This window comes from Microvirga vignae (assembly GCF_001017175.1).
Taxonomy (GTDB): domain Bacteria; phylum Pseudomonadota; class Alphaproteobacteria; order Rhizobiales; family Beijerinckiaceae; genus Microvirga; species Microvirga vignae.
Genome location: NZ_LCYG01000104.1, coordinates 1 through 15287 on the forward strand (window position 1 = coordinate 1; position 15287 = coordinate 15287).

15 protein-coding genes and 1 pseudogene are annotated in these 15287 nt (G+C 61.4%); 7 read left to right on the forward strand and 9 right to left on the reverse strand.

Annotation, left to right across the window (positions count from 1 at the left end):
- Window positions 1–126: 126 nt before the first annotated feature.
- Both AA309_RS28230 and AA309_RS28235 read right to left on the reverse strand, forming a co-directional pair.
- On the reverse strand, window positions 127–366 hold the full coding sequence (locus AA309_RS28230; RefSeq protein WP_047192356.1) for a hypothetical protein: 240 nt from the start codon (window positions 364–366) through the stop codon (window positions 127–129).
- Between the two features lie 33 nt (window positions 367–399).
- On the reverse strand, window positions 400–870 hold the full coding sequence (locus tag AA309_RS28235) for an RrF2 family transcriptional regulator (RefSeq protein ID WP_047192357.1): 471 nt from the start codon (window positions 868–870) through the stop codon (window positions 400–402).
- A gap of 295 nt (window positions 871–1165) precedes the next feature.
- Between AA309_RS28235 and AA309_RS28240 the strand changes: the two genes are divergently transcribed.
- Together AA309_RS28240 and AA309_RS28245 are read left to right on the forward strand one after the other, a co-directional pair.
- Complete coding sequence (locus AA309_RS28240; RefSeq protein ID WP_150117810.1) at window positions 1166–1393, forward strand: hypothetical protein; 228 nt, start codon at window positions 1166–1168, stop codon at window positions 1391–1393.
- A gap of 59 nt (window positions 1394–1452) precedes the next feature.
- Window positions 1453–2607 carry a cytochrome P450 gene (locus tag AA309_RS28245; RefSeq protein WP_047192359.1) on the forward strand — a complete coding sequence of 385 codons (1155 nt, stop codon included), beginning with the start codon at window positions 1453–1455 and terminating at the stop codon, window positions 2605–2607.
- 349 nt (window positions 2608–2956) lie between these two features.
- Here AA309_RS28245 and AA309_RS28250 read toward each other — a convergent pair whose 3' ends face one another.
- From AA309_RS28250 to AA309_RS28280, 7 genes and pseudogenes are all read right to left on the reverse strand, one after another.
- Window positions 2957–4564, reverse strand: coding sequence for an FGGY-family carbohydrate kinase (locus AA309_RS28250; RefSeq protein ID WP_047192360.1), 1608 nt, complete (start codon window positions 4562–4564; stop codon window positions 2957–2959).
- A gap of 66 nt (window positions 4565–4630) precedes the next feature.
- A complete protein-coding gene (locus AA309_RS28255; protein ID WP_047192361.1) occupies window positions 4631–5359 on the reverse strand; it encodes an SDR family oxidoreductase in 729 nt (242 codons plus the stop codon).
- A 23-nt stretch (window positions 5360–5382) separates the two neighbouring features.
- Window positions 5383–6642, reverse strand: coding sequence for a sugar ABC transporter permease (locus AA309_RS28260; protein WP_047192362.1), 1260 nt, complete (start codon window positions 6640–6642; stop codon window positions 5383–5385).
- A complete protein-coding gene (locus tag AA309_RS28265) occupies window positions 6639–7478 on the reverse strand; it encodes an ATP-binding cassette domain-containing protein (protein WP_047192363.1) in 840 nt (279 codons plus the stop codon). Before AA309_RS28265 ends, AA309_RS28260 begins: the two co-directional genes overlap by 4 nt.
- 79 nt (window positions 7479–7557) lie before the next feature.
- The gene (locus tag AA309_RS28270) at window positions 7558–8634 is read right to left on the reverse strand and encodes an ABC transporter substrate-binding protein (RefSeq protein WP_047192364.1); all 1077 of its coding nucleotides are present in this window, start codon (window positions 8632–8634) and stop codon (window positions 7558–7560) included.
- A 228-nt stretch (window positions 8635–8862) separates the two neighbouring features.
- Window positions 8863–9744, reverse strand: a pseudogene (locus AA309_RS28275) (AraC family transcriptional regulator); the annotation flags it as partial.
- A 387-nt stretch (window positions 9745–10131) separates the two neighbouring features.
- Window positions 10132–10833, reverse strand: coding sequence for a FadR/GntR family transcriptional regulator (locus AA309_RS28280; protein ID WP_047192365.1), 702 nt, complete (start codon window positions 10831–10833; stop codon window positions 10132–10134).
- A gap of 175 nt (window positions 10834–11008) precedes the next feature.
- Between AA309_RS28280 and AA309_RS28285 the strand changes: the two genes are divergently transcribed.
- Genes AA309_RS28285 through AA309_RS28305 form a run of 5 tightly spaced genes read left to right on the forward strand, consistent with a single transcriptional unit; the run spans window position 11009 to window position 15129 of the window.
- The gene (locus AA309_RS28285) at window positions 11009–12004 is read left to right on the forward strand and encodes an ABC transporter substrate-binding protein (protein WP_047192366.1); all 996 of its coding nucleotides are present in this window, start codon (window positions 11009–11011) and stop codon (window positions 12002–12004) included.
- Window positions 12005–12013: 9 nt separating this feature from the next.
- Window positions 12014–12859 carry an ABC transporter permease gene (locus AA309_RS28290; protein WP_150117811.1) on the forward strand — a complete coding sequence of 282 codons (846 nt, stop codon included), beginning with the start codon at window positions 12014–12016 and terminating at the stop codon, window positions 12857–12859.
- Between the two features lies 1 nt (window position 12860).
- On the forward strand, window positions 12861–13661 hold the full coding sequence (locus AA309_RS28295) for an ABC transporter ATP-binding protein (protein WP_047192368.1): 801 nt from the start codon (window positions 12861–12863) through the stop codon (window positions 13659–13661).
- Between the two features lie 11 nt (window positions 13662–13672).
- Window positions 13673–14425: an ABC transporter permease gene (locus tag AA309_RS28300; protein WP_047192369.1), complete on the forward strand. Its 753-nt coding sequence runs from the start codon at window positions 13673–13675 to the stop codon at window positions 14423–14425.
- Window positions 14425–15129 carry a fumarylacetoacetate hydrolase family protein gene (locus tag AA309_RS28305; protein ID WP_047192371.1) on the forward strand — a complete coding sequence of 235 codons (705 nt, stop codon included), beginning with the start codon at window positions 14425–14427 and terminating at the stop codon, window positions 15127–15129. The genes AA309_RS28300 and AA309_RS28305 overlap by 1 nt, the downstream gene beginning before the upstream one ends.
- Window positions 15130–15287 lie beyond the last annotated feature (158 nt).

A 15287-nucleotide genomic window follows, 5' to 3' on the forward strand; every position in this document is an offset into this window, starting at 1 on the left:
CGCGTTAGTTGTCGCAGCGCAAACTCCTGATCGACCGCGGAGGATCTCCGCAAAATTATCAGGGCTCGATAGAGATCAAATGCTGTTGGCGTGGGCCGCGGAACACGCCAGTGCAACTGCAGTATCTCAGGCGCAAGATCTTACCTGATAGACCTCGCCGGTTTTGGGATTCCGCTCGTCGTGAACCGGGCATTCGTGCCAGCTGCGGTACTTGGGATTCTGGCTTTCCATCACGCGCGGGCAGGAGACCGGGACAGTAACGTATTCGTTGGTCAGGTGATTGTAGGCATTCCTGTAAACGCACTCAGCGGATGCAGGCCCTGCTGCAATTAGGAGCACGGTCGTCAGGATGGCTTTCGTCGGCATGGCTGTTGTCTCCCTTCGTCAGGTACGTTGATTTCAAGCAGTGGCCACAAGTCTGCGCTGATCGCCCTGACCACCGACGCCAAGGCGCTGGCGCAGAGCGAGGCGCGGGGCGACCAGGTCTGCCAGCGTCACTTCGTCAAGCGAGGCAAAGAAGGCCTCCAAGGCGCGGCCCATGGTGTGGGTGAGCGCACAAGCCCCACTCAGAACACACATGGTCGGTCCATCCCCCAGGCACTCCACCAAGGCGACGTCATCCTCCAGAGCCCGCACAACCTCTCCCATTCGGATGCTGGAGGCGGGCCTAGCGAGCTTCAATCCACCGCTGCGGCCGCGGACACCCGTGACATAGCCAAGCCCGACAAGCGTTTGTGCCACCTTCATCAGATGATTGCGGGAAAGCCTATGCCGTGTGGCCAGCTCTTCGATCGTGAGGAGCCTCTCTTCCACGATCGCAAGGCTCATCAGCAGTCGCAGCGCAAAGTCGGTGTGCGATGTCAGCTTCATGAGGTCTCCAAAAAGATGCATTGAATATACATCTTTTCGGGCCGAGGCAAAGAACCTTGAGCGGAGAATCCTGCCGCAGCGCCACCGATCGGGCCGCGGCTCACACGTTTCGGCCAAACGACCCTTCAAAGGCCTAGCACATGGTCAGCGAAAGTGACGGGCTTGATGGCTACTGGATGATGGCGCGGGCTGAAGGACAGGAACGAAGCCTTGGTTGTCTGCTTTGCGACAAAGCACAGCTTTGTCGAACGGGCGACAAGACGGCGATCCACCTCGGGAAACCTCGGTGATTGGTTTGCGTGACAACCCTTTCCTGCATCCTGTCTTGCATGCGCTTGCCGTCGGAGCGCTTTTGACTGTGGCTGCCCTGATGGCCTTTGCAGCGAGTTTGGCGATCATGGCTGCCATGATCGCAATGCCGGCCGCGGCCGGTTCATCGGCTGTCGGGCGATGCCTTCAGCGCGGCATCGCGACCCCAGCCATTGCCGTGGGCTCCACAGCGCCCGGTGGACACGCCTGGTGACCATTTCCGATCCAGCGCGGCAGACCGCATCAGACTGCCCTCCCAAAAGGACTTGCCCCATGCACGATATCCCTCAGCCGGACTGGGACCCGCGATCACAGACCGTGCTCGACGATCAGGTTGCCGCCTATGACAGCATGCGCGGACGCTGTCCTGTGGCTTACAGCGACTTCCTCCACTGGAGCGTGTTCCGGCATGCCGATGTGATGCGAGTGCTGAAAGACCACGTCACCTTCAGTAACGTCGCCTCCCGCCACATGTCGGTACCCAATGGCATGGACCCGCCCGAGCACACGGCCTACCGAGCGCTCATCGAGCCCTATTTCACGACGGAGCGGGTGCAGGCCTTCGAGCCAGCCTGCAGGGATATCGCTGCCGGCTTGGTGACCCGCTTGCCGGCTGGTGGCGAGGTCGAGCTGATGGGCAGCTTCGCGCAGGAGTTCGCCCTGCGGATCCAGTGCGCCTTCATGGGCTGGCCCACGGAGATGAACGAGCCGCTGCGACGGTGGGTCCAACGGAACCATGACGCGACGCTGGCGGGTAACCGGGCCGCCACCGCGGCTGTGGCGCTTGAGTTCGATGGATTCGTTCGGCACCTGCTGGACGTACGCCGCGAGGCCGGCAACACCGTGCCGGACGATGTCACGACCCGCCTGTTGCGCGAGCGGATCGATGACAGGCCGCTGACGGACGAAGAGATCGTCAGCATTGTGCGCAACTGGACCGTGGGCGAGCTCGGCACCATCAGTGCCAGCGCCGGCATCCTGACGCAGTATCTGGCCACGCACCCGGACCTGCAGAGCCGCCTTCGTGAGAATCCTTCGCTGCTGCCTGCCGCGATTGACGAGATCCTCCGCATTCATGCCCCACTGATCGCGAACCGCCGGGCGACGACACGAGCCGTGGAAATCGGCGGCCGCCGGTTTGCGGCGGGGGCACGTCTCAGCCTGATCTGGGCCTCGGCCAACCGGGACGAGGCTGTCTTCGGCGATCCGGACGAGTTCAGGCTTGACCGCGATCCCGCGCAGAATCTGCTCTACGGAACCGGCATCCATGTCTGCCCTGGAGCAGGATTGGCCCGGCTGGAGCTGCGGGTTGTGATGGAGGAGCTCCTCAAGCACACCCGTGCGATTGCACTGGTCCCGGACAGGCCGCCAGAGCAAGAAACCTACCCGGCTAGCGGCTTTGCCTCGTTGACGTTGCGGATAGACTGATGCTCCCGAACGAAAGACTTTGGTCTGAACGAGTGTGTTTGACCACTGATGCGCAGGCGGCGGCAACGGAAACATCCTGAAGGGCGTCGCTGGTGGCGAGAAGCTCTAAAGCATCGGACGAGAAAAGTGGGCTCCACTTTTGGGATCCATCCGATGCTTCCTCTTTCAAACAGAGCATCGTTCGGTGCGGAAAACCGGGTCCATTTTTCCCTGACGTGGCCCTTCGGGTCGCTGGCGCGGACCTCCGGTTCCGCACGATGCTCTAGAGCGTGATTGTCGACTTCATGCCCATCCGCGAAAAAGGCCAGGGGCGCGCCGCCGGACAGGTCCGTGAAGAGTGTGTGCCGTCTCAACCGATGGACCTGATGGACCTCGCCACCTGCTGAAGCATCTCAAATGCCTTGAACCGCTTCTCGTGCCATCCCACCGATGCCGGATTGGGCTGATAAGTCTCGCCCATCTCCGACATGGACGACATGGCTTCTGCGATATCGGAATAATGGCCTGCGGCGACCGCTCCGAGGATGGCTGATCCGAGGAGCACGGGCTCCTGCGAGGTCGGGGCGGCAACGACTTTTCCCGTCGTGTCGGCAAGGAGTTGCCGCACGAGCGCGCTCTGACCCGCACCGCCGCTGACCACGATCGTGTCGATCAGCACGTTCTTCTCATGCTGCGCCTGCACGATCTGCCGTGCTCCGTATCCCAGTCCGCAGATGCCGGCCAGGTATAGCGCTACAAGACTGTCGAGGTCTGTTTCCATGCCAAGCCCGGCGATCACGCCACGGGCATCGGGATCTGCGAAAGGGGCACGATTGCCGAGGAATTCCGGAACGACGTGCAGGTCGCCGATGAGATCAGGCGCCACGGACGCGCCGCCGCGCTTCTCGGCTTCCAGTGACAGCCACTGGCTGAGGCTGACACCGCCGTCCCGCGCCATCTTCGCCGCCTGTTCCGAGGCGGGATGCATCCGCACCAAATGATCGATCGCCGCCCCCGCTGCCGACTGGCCGCCTTCGTTGAGCCACAGGTCAGGCAGCATGGCGGAATGATAGGGCCCCCATACACCCTGAACGAAGGCAGGCTCCGTCGTCGTCGACATCGTGCAGGCGGAGGTGCCGAACACATAGGCCATGCGGGTGAGGACGTTGCCAACGTCGCCACGCGCGCCGACCGTTCCGACGCCCCCTGCATGCGCGTCGATCAGTCCGGCTGCAACGGGTGTTCCGGGCTCCAGGCCCAGATCGGCTGCCGCCTGTGAGGTCAAGCCGCTGAGCAAGGTGCCTCCCGGAACGATTTCCGTACCGATGCGGCGGAAGCCTTCATCGGCCAATGCGCCAAGTCCGACCGTTCTGAAGTAGTCCGCGTCCCAGCGTTTCTCATGCGCAAGGTAGGTCCATTTGCATGTCACGGTGCAGACGGAGCGCGAGAGGCTTTCCGTGGCTTTCCAGGTCAGAAAATCGGCCAGATCCATGAACTGCCATGCCGCCGCGAAGGTCTCGGGCATGTTCTCGGCCAGCCATAGCAGCTTGGGTGTCTCCATTTCGGGCGAGATGGCGCCGCCGACGTAGTTCAGGACGGTCTCGCCTGTGCTGTTGATCCTGCGTGCCTGCTCCGTCGCGCGATGGTCCATCCAGACGATGATATTGCGCTCGGGGTCGCCGGACGGGCCGACAGGCAAGGGCTGGCCTCCCGGTCCCAATACGACGAGAGAGCATGTTGCATCGAAGCCGATGCCCGCAATGGACGCCGGAGGAATGCCAGCCTGGAGCACGGCTTCGCGCACGCACGCGCAGACGGCACGCCAGATGTCGTTGCTCGACTGCTCCACGATGCCGCCAGCCTCGTACCACAGCGCGATATCGGCCTTGGCCGAGGCCAGCAGAGTTCCACGCTCGTCGAAGACACCGGCGCGCGCGCTGCCGGTTCCAACGTCGATGCCGAGAAAGTGGTTTGCCATGGCTGTTCAGATACCCAGATGAGGCGAGAGTGATGTTGGCGGCGCCAGCGGCGCATCCGACACGTCTTACAGGTCGTTGCTCTGCGGCAGGATGACGAGGTCGCGAATGGTGACGTTTCGTGGTCTCGTCAGCATGAACAGGACGGCTTCGGCGACCTCCGTGGGTTGCATGAGGCCTCCTGCAGCCAGTTCTTCCTCGAGCTTCTCCTTGGGCCAGTCCTTGATCAGAGCCGTGACCACCGGGCCCGGAGCGACGGCGCCGACGCGCAGCCCGTGTTTCGAGACCTGCCGCCGCACCGTATGCACGAAGGCCTGTACGGCATGTTTCGAGGCCGTGTAGATCGGCTCCCAGACGACCGGAACGAGGCCCGCGATGGAACTGGTGACGATGATGTCGCCGGTCTTGCGCTCCACCATATGCGGCAGGATCGCATGGACCGACCGGAAAACGGCGTTGATGTTGAGGTTGAGCATGCGGTCCCAGGCATCGGGATCGCCGTCCAGAATGTCGCCGCCGATATAGGAGCCGGCATTCGCGTGGAAGATATCGAGCTGCCCGGTTTGCTCAAGGATCTGCGGCATCATCCGGGCCACGCTCTCCGGATTGGTCACGTCCACCTGCAAGGGGATCGCCTGCGGGCCGAGGTCCGCGCAGACGGTTTTCAACGCATCCTCGTCGCGATCGACGAGCACGACGCGCGCGCCCTCGGAAAGCAGGATCCGGGAACATTCCAGGCCGATGCCGGAGGCTGCCCCGGTGATCGCGGCGACTTTTCCAGTTAGCTTTTCGGCCATGGCATTCCCTCTTTGCGATTGGCTCAGGCCCGGCCATGGGAAACGCGCGAGCGGCGTGCCAGCGAGTCGACGATGACAGCGATGGCAAGCACTGCACCGGTGATCATGTACCGAAGCGATGACGAGAGATCGAGCAGCGTCAGGCCGCTGGCGATCGATTGGATGACGATGATGCCGAGCAGAGCCGAATAGGCGCTGCCGCGCCCGCCGAACAGGCTCGTTCCGCCGATGACGGCAGCCGCGATGGCGTTGAGATTGACATCGCCGGTGCCCGCCTGCTGGCTGGCGGAAGCCAAGCGCGCCGCCGACAGAATGCCGCCAGTGGCAGCCAGCGCCGAACACAGCATGAAGGCCGTCGTATAAATGTAGCGGACATTGATGCCGGCCCGGCGTGCGGCCTCGCGGTTGCCGCCCACGGCAATCATCGAGCGGCCCCACTTGGTCCGCGTCAGCGCATAATCCATCGCCACCACGAGTCCGACGAAGAGTCCGAACATCCAGGGGATGCCGCGGTCGAGATTGAGGTAATAGACAATAAATTCCAGGATGACGGTGAGGATCACGGCACGCACGAGCAGCCTGCCCAGGGGATGCGAGGACAGTCCCGCGGCACGCCGGCGAGCCGCGGTTCTGTATTCGAGTACGAGGAACACGATGCCGGGGAGCGCAGCAAGGATGTATGAGACCGCATCAGGCATGACGAGCAACTGGCCGAAATTGACCAGAGGCGACTCGTAGGGAAGGTTGATCGAACCGGTCGAGCCGAGGAGATAGAGCTGCAGGCCGAGAATGGAGAGCAGGCCAGCCAGCGTGGACACAAAGCTCGGCATCCCGAAGCGGTTGAACAGGAACGCATAGACCGCGCCGATCAGCGCACCAAATGCAAGCGCCGCCAGAATGGCGACTGCGACCGGCCAGCCCTGGTTCACCCACAGCACGCCGACGAGCGCCGATGCGAAGCCGCTGACCGAGCCGACCGACAGGTCAATCTCGCCCACCATCAGAATGCACACGATACCCAGGGCGATCACGCCGACCGTCGAGCAGTCGAACAGAAGATTGACGAGATTGTTCGGCGCCAGGAAGACCGGATTGAGGCTCTGGAAGATCGTCCAGATGATCGCGAGGCCGACGACCACGGGAAGGGAGCCGAGATCGCCCGACCGGACCCGGTCCAGGAAGGCGCGGATCGAGCCACCGATCCCTTCGGCATGCTTCACGCGCTCGTCTCTGCGGTCGAGCATCGTGGCAACCTGCGTGTCCTGCTCCACGCTCTTGGTCATCGGCGGGTCTCCGGTGCTTGTGCCTGTGCCTGGGGATGCTCGCTCTGAGCCTGACGCCGGCTGGCGCGGCGCGAAACGGAATTGTTGGCCGCCCCGGTGATGGCGCTGACCAGTTCCTGATTGGACGCATCGGGAGCGAAGACGCCGTTGTTCCGGCCGAGCCTGAGCACGACGATGCGATCGGCGACCGCGCGCACGTCTTCCATGTTGTGACTGATCATGATCACGCCGAGGCCGCGTTCGCGCACGCGCTCGATCAGATCCAGCACTTCGGCCGTCTGGGCGACACCGAGGGCAGCGGTGGGTTCGTCGAGGAGAATGAGCTTCGGTTCGAGCAGCAGCGAGCGCGCGATGGCGACGGTCTGGCGCTGTCCGCCTGAGAGTGAAGCGACCGGTTCACGCACGCTCGGAATGCGCGCGGACAGTTCGTTAAGCAGAGTCCAGGCCTTGACTTCCATGGACACCTCATCGAGCCGGAGCGGGCTGAGCTCCCGGCCCAGAAAGATGTTGGAGACCACATCAAGGTTCTCGCACAGCGCGAGGTCCTGGAACACTGTCGCGATGCCGAGGCCGAGCGCCGTGCTCGGATCGTCCAGCGTCACCGGCTTGCCGCGGAAGGAGATCGATCCTGAACTCGGCTGATGCACTCCGGCCAGGATCTTGACCAGCGTGGACTTGCCGGCGCCGTTGTCGCCGACCAGCGCCACGACCTCGCCGGCGTGCACGTCCAGATCGATCTCGGTCAGCGCGGATACGGCACCGAAATGCTTCGAGATGCCGCGCAGGCTGAGCACCCTTTCGCGCCCGCCGCCCTGCACTTCGTTGATGTTCGTCATGTGACCTGCCTCGGTAGCATCCTTCCGGCGCCATGGGAATGTCCGGCCGCCTGACGGCGGCCGGACGGAACCTTGCTGGTCAGTTGGTAATTCCCAGCTTCTTGCAGCCTTCTGCATAGCGGCCGGTGCAGAGCTGTTCGGCCGTATTGATCTTCTTGTCGATGATCTCGGCCTTCAGGTTCTCGGCCGTGATCACTGCCGGGACGAACAGCTTCGACGGCGTGTTGAAGAGCGTCGCCTCGGCCTTGGGCGTTTCGCCGGCCAGGAGCTGGACGGCCACATTGGCCGCAGCCGCCGCCACGATCTCGCTCGGCTTGGAGATGGTGTTGTACTGATCACCCGCGATGACAAGCTGCAGCGCAGCAATTGTTGCGTCATTGCCGGTGACCGGCGGGACCGGGTTGACGCCTGCGGCCTTGAAGGCAGCGATCGCGCCGCCCGCGGTGCCGTCATTGGCCGCCACGACACCTAGGATGTTCTTGCCGAAGCGGGTGATCTGACCGCTGGCCCATTGCTGTGCCTTCGGCGGAGCCCAATCCGGCGTGTCGTATTCGGCCAGAATGGGATAGCCGCTGTTGTCGAGTCCTTCGTGGATACCCCTCTTGATGAGGCCCGCAGCCGCGTCTGTCGGCGAACCGTTGATCTGCAGGACGCCCGTGCCGCTGGCGGCGGTCACGTTGGATTTCTTCAGGTGTTGCACCAGCGAATCCGCGATGGACTTGCCGATGGCCTGGTTGTCGAAGGAAACGTAGAAGTCTGCCTTGGCATCCGGTACGGGCCTGTCATACGCGATCACCTTGATGCCTTGGCTCTGCGCCTGTTTGACCAGCGAGGCGGCCGCGGTGGAATCGACAGGGTCGAGCACGATCACCTTCGCGCCCTGCGAGATCGCCGAGTTGAACTGCTGCTGCTGGCGCGACACGTTGGCATCGGCGTTCTGATAGATGACCTTGCAGGTCGGGCAGAGCTTTTCCATCTCGGCCTTGAAACCGGGATAATCGTGTTCCTCGTAGCGGGTGGACGCCTGGTCGGGCATGAGGAATGCGACGGTGGCGTTGGAAACCTTTGCGTTCTGGGCCATGACGCTGCCTGTGCCGGCGAGCAGGGACAAGGTCAGGGCCGCAAGGCCGGTAAACTTCCATGAAGACTTCGTCATTCGTTTCTCTCCCTCTGATACAGTTTTATTTATGGCTTTATTTATGGCGTTGAATGGCGCCAGCTCCTGAAAAAGCCGCCGGTCAGAACGTCGGGCCCCGATGGCCTTTGGTATCGTTGCACCGTCATGTGACCGATTTCAGAGCAAAATACTCTCTCTTTTGGGCGCGCATGCGCGTTCCCGGTACGTCTGGTGATGATTGGTATGTTCGTCCCTGAATCCTCCATTAGCAGCCTTGGCCGTGTTGATGTTGTCGAGCAGGAGCCGCCGGAACCGGGAGGGCGTCATACCCTTCTCGGCCAGGAACTGCCGGTTGAAGTTGGAAAGATTGTTGTAGCCGACCTCGTAACAGATGCTGGTGATCGAGGCCTGCTCATCGCTCATCAGGATCTGGCATGCGAGATTGATGCGCAGCCGTTTCACATATTGCACCAGCGACATGCCGGTGTGCTGGCGGAAAGCGCGCGAGAAGGCGCTCGTCGACTGGCCGGCGATGGCGGCGAGATCCGCCTCGTTGAAGGGCCGCGTCAGGTTCTCGCGGATATAGGCGAGTGCCTTGTTAATGCCCGCCGACATGTAGCCGGAAGGGTCAGGCAGGTAGCTGGCGCTTGCGAGCATCCGTGATCCCTGCGCCCGGCTCAGCAGGCCGGCGATCAGCATGAACAGTTCGACGCGGCGCACACCCTGGGCCTGCATCATCTCTTCCATGAGCGGCTCCAGTTGGCGGCTGGTCTCCTCGCTGAACAGCACTCCGCGCCGCGACGATTCCAGTACGGGCGCCAGGGCGGTGAGTTCCGGAAAAGCCCTTATGGCTCCGCTGATGAACTCCTCACTGAATTGGATAATGCGGCAGCGCAGCGGAACGCTCGTGTCTCTCGGGATATCGCTGACCCAGTTGTGCGGAAGGTTCGGCCCGGTCAGCACCAAGTTGCCAGGCGTAAACTCGCCGATGTAATCACCGACGAAGTAGCGGCCAGTGGTGGCGACCACCAAGTGCAACTCGTATTCGGGATGGAAGTGCCAGCGCACGGTTCTATAGGGGTACCCGTGTGACCAGGCGGCGAATGACTCCCCAGGCCTAATCTGAACGACTTCGAGATCCGGCTCCATGTCCGTTTCCTCCGGGTCGGATGCGGGTGCCCACAACGACCCTTGCTCCCAGTCGGCCGAATTTGTCCGGCACTCATTAGAGCTCCACGGTAGTCATAGCCGCGGACGAGCGCCAGCACGTTTCACTTCGGAAGCTGATACTTTTTTGACAGAGTGAAAAGAGGATCTACCGTAATGTATGAATGCCGAGCTTCCTCAATGGCATTCCTTGGGGGAACTTATGGCGATCGTTGCCGACCGTCCGGAGCCTAGCGCCTCGGTCAGCTTGCGAGCGGTAAGCAAGCGCTCAAGAAGGGCAGGGGACTTCCGCGTTTGACTCGACGCGAGATGCGGCCAACTCCTCAAGTCGGGTTGGTGCCGGAACCAGATCGCTTTGCCCCTGTCGGATTAGTCTGCCGCATCGGATTGCCAGGTCAGGAGATTGCGCTCTACGCTTTGCAGATGGGTCCGCATCGCCGCTGCAGCGCCATTCATGTCACGGTTTTCAATGGCCGTAATAATCACCTCGTGCTCGGCAAAACTGTGATGATCAGGGCTCGGCTTGACGGGGTTAGCTCGGAGCCGACCCCAAGTAACCGCCCGGCGCAGGGCGTTCAGCATGTCGAACATTCCAAGAAGTGGCGTGTTTTGTGTCGCCTCCGCGATGGTACGATGCAGGCGCGTGTCCCAGTTCTCATACTGCCGCCATGTCGCAGCTTCGCGTGTGCGGGTCTGACACAGCCTTAGCTCAGAAAGATGCAGAGGTGTTGCCGTCAGGGCGGCTGCCCTTGCGATTTCAGGCTCGATGATCAATCGCGCTCGCATCAGCTCGGCCGGATTGGTTCGCTTTGCCAGAGTTTCTATGTCCGAGAGGGTATCGGTGGGCCGATTGCCGACAAAGGTGCCTTTGCCGACGTGGCGCCAGATCTGGCCCTCGGCCTCGAGGGTTCCAAGCGCTTTCCTCAGTTCAGTCCGAGTGACGCCAAGGGCTGCCGCTAAATCCCTTTCCGGCGGCAGGCGGCCATCCTCGGGCAACTCTGCCTGCGCAAGGAATGCCCGCAGTTGGGTGACAACGCCCCGGTTGACTCCTGCCTCACTGATCATGTCCATCATATGGTCTCAACCAATTCTGAATTGGTTGAAGCTATTATCTCAATCTGTAACACAGTCAATCGCAAAAGTTCTTGACAGTCCTGCGGCCAATTGCAACCAATACCGCATTGGTCGCAAATGGTGCGGCTGGCAACAAGAGCGGATCAACCGCCCAAAACAACGGGAGAGAAACATGTTCAAGGGCTTGATGTGCTTAAAAGCAGGTGCAGCAGCGATCGCGATTGGTGCGGCACTGATAGCGTCCAGCGCGGCGCAAGCTGCGAAGGTTCGTGTCGCGTTCGGCGACATTCCCAGCGTCGAGTCGCTCCATCTGCTGACCGCTTTCGAGCGGGCGAAGGAGAAGGGCGTCGATATTGAAGTAACCTACCTGAAGTCTGAGGATATCGCGGCTCAGGCCGTGGTCGGCGGCCAAGCCGATATTGGCGTCGGTGGCCCTTACGCCCTCGTTCAGAAGGTCAAGGCTCCAATCCGCATGTTCATGCAGCTTTCGACGCTGCGCTTCTACCCGGCGGTCAACGGCGAGTTCTACAAAACCTGGAAGGATCTGAATGGACAGGAGGTCGCGGTCCATTCACGTGGCTCCGGGACCGAGGCGATCATGAAGCTGATGGAGCAGCGCCAGGGCATCAAGTTCTCCAAGATCAGCTACATCCCGGGCGCAGAAGTCCGGACGGGCGCTTTGCTCCAGGGGAACGTCAAAGCGACCATCGTGGATTCCTCCGGTCGCCGCCTGCTTGAAACTCAGGCTCCTGGCAAGTTCATTATTCTGCCGCTCGAAGGCGTGAATGCAACCGACGAAGCGTTGTTCGCCAACACGAACTTCCTTGAGAAAAACGCCCAAGACGTCGACAAGATCGTCGAGGCGATCCTCTCCACCTGGCGCGAAGTAACGGCCAATCCTGCAGTCGTTTCCGAGTGGCGCGCAAAGTACAAGCTGCTCCCGGATCTGCCTGCTGCGCAGGTGAACGATATCGGCCCGTATTTCGAGGAACTGGCGAAGGGCAAGGCCTTCCCGCTCAATGGTGGCGGCGCAGCGGCCGCGAAGGATGATTTCGCCTTCTACACGCTCTCGGGCCAGCTCACGGGTGAACCCGCGAGCCTGAAGGTCGAGGACTTTTGGGATACCCGCCCGCTTGATCGTGTCCTGGCCAAAATCGGCACCATGTGAGGTGCTGGCATGATGGCCTCATCTCAAGCGAATACCCAAGTGGACGGCCCTGTACGGGCCGTCCATTCGCCAGCGGGTCGAGGCTTGGGTCTCGGCCGCCTGTTCACGAGCCATCCGGTTGCTGCGAGGGTGGTCTCCCTCGGTCTCTTTTTCCTCGTCTGGGAAATCGCCGGGCGCGTGCCGATCAGCTACGCATTCCCGACCTTCCTGGATACTTTCTATGCCTTTGGAGCAATGCTGCTCGATGGCAGTCTCTTCGTAGCTTACGGGTCCACCCTTCAGCCTCTGATCATTGGCATCGTCATCTCTGCCGTGGTCGGAGTAGGGCTCGGCATCGTGATGGGCTTGTCACGCAAGGCCGAGTGGCTCGTGGCGCCGCTGTTCATCGTGCTTCAATCGGCTCCCATGGCAGCCCTCATCCCGCTGATCACCTTCGTGTACGGCATCGGCCTTTTGGCGAAGACCCTTGCGGTCATCATGCTTGCTCTGCCGGTTATCGTACTGAACGGCTACAAAGCGGTCCGGAACGCCAATCCGTCGCTGGTGGCCATGTGCCGCTCGTTCCAGGGCACAAGGATGCAGCAGATCACCAAGATCATCATCCCGGATGCAAGTCCCGTGATCTTCGCTGGCCTCCGTCTCGGTCTCGCTGCCGGATTCATCGGCGTCATTCTGGCGGAACTCCTGATCACGCCAACCGGAATCGGCGATCTCATCACCTACCATCGCTCAGTAGCCAACTACGCAGAAATGTATGCTGCTGTGGTCTCCATCATCCTGGTCTCAACCCTGACGCTCGCAGCATTGGAGGCGTTCGAGATCCGGGTGTTGCGTCCTGAAAAAAAGAGAGGCTGACATGACTGCACCTAGCGCTTCCATCCTTGGCGTGCCTCATGCAGAAAGCGATATTGCCGTCGAGGTCCGAAGCATCTGCAAGTACTACAGCGAAGTCGAAGCATTGCGCATGATCGACCTCGATTTTCCTCGTGGCAAGCTGACGACGCTGCTCGGACCTTCCGGGTGTGGCAAGACGACCCTGCTCAAGATCATCGCCGGCCTCGTCGAACCGACTTCTGGTGAAGTGCGTGTCAACGGCAAGGCCGTCACTGGACCTGGCCCGGAGCGTGCCTTCGTTTTCCAGGACTTCGCCCTCATGCCCTGGGCGACGGTGATGCGCAACGTGGCTTTCGGGCTTGAGTTGAAGGGCATGGGGAAAGCCGAGCGCCAGTCCATTGCCCGCCACTACATCTCTGAAGTCGGGCTCACTGGGTTCGAGGAAAAGTATCCTCACGAACTCTCCGGCGGCATGCGCCAGCGCGTGGGTCTTGCTCGCGCCTTCGCGGTCGATGCGGAAGTGCTGCTCCTCGACGAACCGTTCTCGGCTGTGGACGAGCAGAACCGCCGCAAGTTCCAGGAGGACTTGCTTCAGTTGGTGGAGAAGGAGCGCAAGACGTTCATCTTCGTCACGCACAGCATCGAGGAGGCTGTCTACGTGTCGGATCGGATCGTGCTCCTCTCTCGCAGGCCGAGTCGCGTTGCGCAGATCATCGAACCGAAAATCGATCGGACTGCCTCCCCCGACGCTATCCGCCGTGATCAGGGCTATCTCGATACTGTCGAGGAGATCTGGCAGGGCCTTAAGCACTACGTGGATTAGGGAGGACAGCCATGACCCTTTACGGCTATCGGGTGCCGATGATGGCATCCCTCCTTGTCTGGTGCTTGGTCTGGGAGCTTGTTGGCCAGTCCGGCTTGATGTTCCTGGTGCCGCCGCTCTCGAGTGTGCTGGTGGCAGGCGTTGCGATGGTGCAGACCGGCACATGGCAATCGGCCGCCTGGGTCACACTCCATAGCTTTGTCATCGGCATGGCGCTTGCCATCGTGGTCGGCATCAGCCTCGGCGTGCTGATGGGACGTTTCAGGGCAGTCGACGAACTGTTCAGCATCTGGGTGAACATCTTTGTCAGCGCACCGCTTTCGGCCCTGGTGCCGGTGTTGATGATCCTGTTCGGCATAGGCGAGACGACGGTCATCGTCACGGTCTTCCTTTTCGCGGTCTGGATCATCGTTTTGGATACGCGAGCCGGCATTCAGCACGTGCCAAGCTCGCTGATCGAGATGGGGCGCTGCTATGGCGCCTCTCCCTTCGCTCTTTACGGAAAAATCGTTCTCCTTGCCGCACTGCCGGAGATCCTCGCAGGGATCCGTCTTGGCCTCGTGCGCGGCGTAAAGGGTGTTGTGATCGGCCAGCTTCTGGTGGCGATCATTGGTTATGGCGAACTGTTTGAGCTCTACTCACGCAGCTTCGACATGGAGAACTTCTGGGCGCTGACGATCATCCTCTTCGCTGCGGCGATGCTGATGTCGGCAGCCATCGAATACATTGAGAAAAAAGTCGACTATTACGCAGGAGTAAGATGATGAATGCGCCTCTCGCCATGACCGGCTACGTCGTTCAGCCGGCACCCATTGCCGCCTTGCCCGTACAGGGCAGTGACAAGCTGTTCCCCATCCACCGTATCTATTGTGTGGGGCGCAACTACGCCGAGCACGCCATCGAGATGGGACACGACCCGTCCAAGGAACCTCCGTTCTTCTTCCAGAAAAATCCGGACAACATCGTCACCGACGGCAAGTTTCCTTATCCAAGCAAGACCTCTGACGTGCACCACGAGATCGAGATGGTGGTGGCGCTCTCCAAGGGCGGCGACAACATCCCGGTGGAAACGGCTCTCGAGCATGTCTTCGGCTATGGTGTCGGCCTCGATATGACGCGGCGCGACCTTCAGGGCGAGGCCAAGAAGCTTGGTCGCCCGTGGGAAGTCGGCAAGGCTTTCGAGGCCTCTGCTCCCTGTGGCCCGCTGGTGCCTGTGAGCGAAATCGGCCACCCGAACTCGGGCGCAGTGACGCTGAAGGTGAACGGCGAACTCCGCCAGCAGGGTGATCTCAATCAGTTGATCTGGAAGGTGCCGGAGATGATCTCGTATCTGTCCGGCCTCTTCACCCTGCAGCCGGGCGACATCATCATGACTGGTACGCCCGCGGGCGTTGGTGCGGTCGTGCGTGGTGACGTTCTCGAAGGCTATGTCGAGGGTGTCGGGAAGCTCGAGGTCGTGGTCGTCTAGGCTGCGAAGCCCGCACTTGTGACGTGAGAATGCGGGCAAGGGGGCTTTAACAACACCGCAGCGCATTCGCGTGTGCTGCGGTGCAAATTTAGGGCGGGACAACCGCCAGCGTCTAAAACAATCAGGAGCCACACGTGGCGAAGATCAAGGTAGCCAAT